This is a genomic window from Tabrizicola sp., assembly GCF_051645465.1.
GTDB lineage: Bacteria > Pseudomonadota > Alphaproteobacteria > Rhodobacterales > Rhodobacteraceae > Tabrizicola.
In genome coordinates, this window is record NZ_JBOFBI010000409.1 from 1 (window position 1) to 2617 (window position 2617).

Here is a 2617-nt window from a genome sequence, read left to right on the forward strand (position 1 = left end):
CGCCTCCGGCGACTACTCCATCAGTGATCTCGCTGAACTATTCTCCGTCTCAAGGCCGACCGTCTATAGAACTCTGCAGCGAAATTCGGCCCAAACTACCCCTTAGCGTAGGATTCTGCCCCTTCCGGCATCAGACCCCAGGATGGGTTCGGGAAGGCGGGACGCCCTTCCTGATCCGGCGCAACAAGCGCCGGACTGGGGACGCCGTCGGCGGGGGGCCTTGCCCCCGGGGAGACAGCACGCAGATCTCGGAAGCGCCGCAGGCGGTGGAGAGTTTGCATAAGTGCACCCTTAGGGGCGCCGATTTCTGCTTAGTGTTGCGGTCGGCTCCCGAACTGAACGAACTGCGCAGTTTTTCGGATTGGGGACTGCCTGAAGAGGCGCTACTGGCGTAGCGATTCAGTGCGAAGGAAGACGCCCGTCAGCCAACCTTCAGGGCGGTGGCGCCCATATCAGCAAGGAACTCCCTCCGCCTACGAAATGCTGCTCGTAGCGCTTCCGTCGGTGAGGGCGGAGAGTCCAAAGCCTCGAAGAATGCCTGATGGTCGCATGGCTTCAAGGTCGTGACGTCCGCGCTGTTGTCGTTTGCCGGTTTCATGTCTTCGGACCCCCCAATAAGCATGCGCTGTAACTCGTCAGCCGACAGCCGTAACCGAGTAGTGCGGTGTGCCATTCCAAACAAGATCCCAGGACGCGCCCGGCCGGACGTTCTGGATGGCGTGGGGCTCGAAGCAGACGAGGCAATTTCCGCCCGGAGCGGGAGCCCGAACTGAGGGGTAGATCAGGCCCCGCGATCCAGCCCGGCGCAGATGCTGGGCGAGGCTTTGGCCCTCGGGATATCCGACAGCCGGAGCGGGATGCAGAGCCGGATGACCCGGCTCGTCGGTCATGTCGTCGAAGACACCGATGAAATCCGCCAGAAGTTCCACATAGCGAGCGCAGTCATAGAAGCTGCCGGTGAAGCCGAGTTCGCGTGTTCGGTGCCAGGCCACTTCGCTGACGGACACCATCACATCCCATGCGCAATACCAGGCACCGCGCTCCTCAGTGTTGAAACGGTTTCCGCCGGTGCGGGTGTAGATGAAGGCGGCGTTGACATGACTGGCGCCATAGAGGCGCAGATCGCGGCTCCGTCGTTGCCAAGCGAGCTCGCGCGGGTCCAGATGGGGATTGCGGCCACGTTCGGCCAGAAGGCGGCCGCTGGTCAGACCCTCGATCTCTGCGAGGATCTCCATCTCGTCATCACTGTCGACGAGACCACGCAGGGATGGCGGCTTGTGGTAGGTGGCGGGCAGGAGGCGAACGAGACCGCGATCGGAAATCTCGGTCTGCTTCATGCCCCACCACGCAACGCATCGAGATAGGTCCGCACCGCCAGGATCTGCGGCAAACCCCCGTCGATGGCGGTGTCAACCGGACGGCTACTCCCAAACAGCGGCCCAGTGTTCGGTCGGGTGAACCAGCTTCGCGCGAGCGGCTCAGAGAAATAGAGCTCGAGCGACTTGTAAATGCCGATCACCGCACTGAGCCGCAGCAGTTGATCCTTGGTCAGTTCCCCCGCAAAGTCGGGCTTCTTGGCGCGCTTCCATGTGCTCTCCGACATGTCGGCAAGGCCAGCCGCTTCCTTGAGGCTGAGACCCCAAGCGTCGGCCACGCGGGCATAGGCTTTCAACGCGACTGAGTTGATCTCAGCAGGTTCCCGGATTTGCTCTGCGACTTGCATGTCGTCCTCCATCGCTCTCAACATAGTTCATATGGCCTAATTGTAAAGATCAAATGAACTGTGTGCGCGCTCACCCGAACCGGCGCCCAGCTTCCGTGAACGTATACTCGTTCACGATGATCCCCTCCTCGATGGCCTCGTCCGAGGCAAGGTGGTCGTATTCGGCCTCAAGCTGACGGTAGAGCCAGCGGGCCAGATCACGCAGAGCCTCGGTCACGATCTCCTCCGCGTCTTCAGTCGGCGGTTGCCAGGTCGGGCTGTCGCGCGTGACATCCACCGCCATAGTGTATTCGTGGTAGTAGCGCCCGCGATGGCTGACCTCGGCGGCGAGCTGGTAGAAGTTCCGCCGCTGGATGGCCTGCAACCGGTGAGCGATACCATGCAGCGTCGCGTCCGTGGGCGCGTAGTCCCGGATGCGCGCGGCCGCACCCTTGGCGTGGGACCAGTAGCCCTCAAAGCAGGCCCCGTCACCCTGGCTCCAGAAGCCGGAGAACCAGATGCAGGGCTTGGCCCGCGTCCCGCCGCCCATCAGCCGCACGGGAGTGGTTTTCAGGCGGATGCCGAGGATTTCGCAGACCCGCTCGAAGTCCTCGTAGACCGCGTCCCACCAATCGTCATGGGGGCCAAGCTCGCGATACCAGCTGCGCGCCTTTTCCTTGGCCGCATCCGAAAGCTCGGGGAACTGATAGACCGTGGTGCAGATGACCTCAGGCATCGACGTCCTCCCCGTTCAGAGCAGTGGCAAGCCATTCCTGGCTGCTGGTCCAGCCTATGGATTTGCGCGCACCGAGATCGATGACATGCGCGCCGCCACCGAAGGCATCGAGGCGCGACCGGGAGCAGGTCAGGGCGTACTGGAACCCCCAGAGGCCAGTAAGGTCGAGTTCTTCGGCA

General features: G+C 62.6%; 5 protein-coding genes and 1 pseudogene. 1 reads left to right on the forward strand and 5 read right to left on the reverse strand.

Annotated elements, in window-relative coordinates:
- Positions 1–106 (forward strand): helix-turn-helix domain-containing protein (locus tag ACRCSW_RS24715; protein WP_438708312.1); only part of this gene is annotated, 106 nt, incomplete at its 5' end.
- 315 nt (positions 107–421) lie between these two features.
- Here the strand turns inward: ACRCSW_RS24715 and ACRCSW_RS24720 are convergent.
- From ACRCSW_RS24720 to ACRCSW_RS24740, 5 genes and pseudogenes are all read right to left on the reverse strand, one after another.
- The gene (locus tag ACRCSW_RS24720; protein WP_438708308.1) at positions 422–673 is read right to left on the reverse strand and encodes a type II toxin -antitoxin system TacA 1-like antitoxin; all 252 of its coding nucleotides are present in this window, start codon (positions 671–673) and stop codon (positions 422–424) included.
- On the reverse strand, positions 636–1337 hold the full coding sequence (locus ACRCSW_RS24725) for an RES family NAD+ phosphorylase (protein WP_438708309.1): 702 nt from the start codon (positions 1335–1337) through the stop codon (positions 636–638). The genes ACRCSW_RS24720 and ACRCSW_RS24725 overlap by 38 nt, the downstream gene beginning before the upstream one ends.
- Positions 1334–1735, reverse strand: a complete 402-nt coding sequence (locus ACRCSW_RS24730; RefSeq protein WP_438708310.1) for an antitoxin Xre-like helix-turn-helix domain-containing protein — start codon at positions 1733–1735, stop codon at positions 1334–1336. Before ACRCSW_RS24730 ends, ACRCSW_RS24725 begins: the two co-directional genes overlap by 4 nt.
- Before the next feature lie 58 nt (positions 1736–1793).
- The gene (locus tag ACRCSW_RS24735) at positions 1794–2438 is read right to left on the reverse strand and encodes an antitoxin of toxin-antitoxin stability system (RefSeq protein WP_438708311.1); all 645 of its coding nucleotides are present in this window, start codon (positions 2436–2438) and stop codon (positions 1794–1796) included.
- Positions 2431–2617: pseudogene (locus tag ACRCSW_RS24740) on the reverse strand (hypothetical protein); the annotation flags it as partial. The pseudogene ACRCSW_RS24740 and the gene ACRCSW_RS24735, both read right to left, overlap by 8 nt.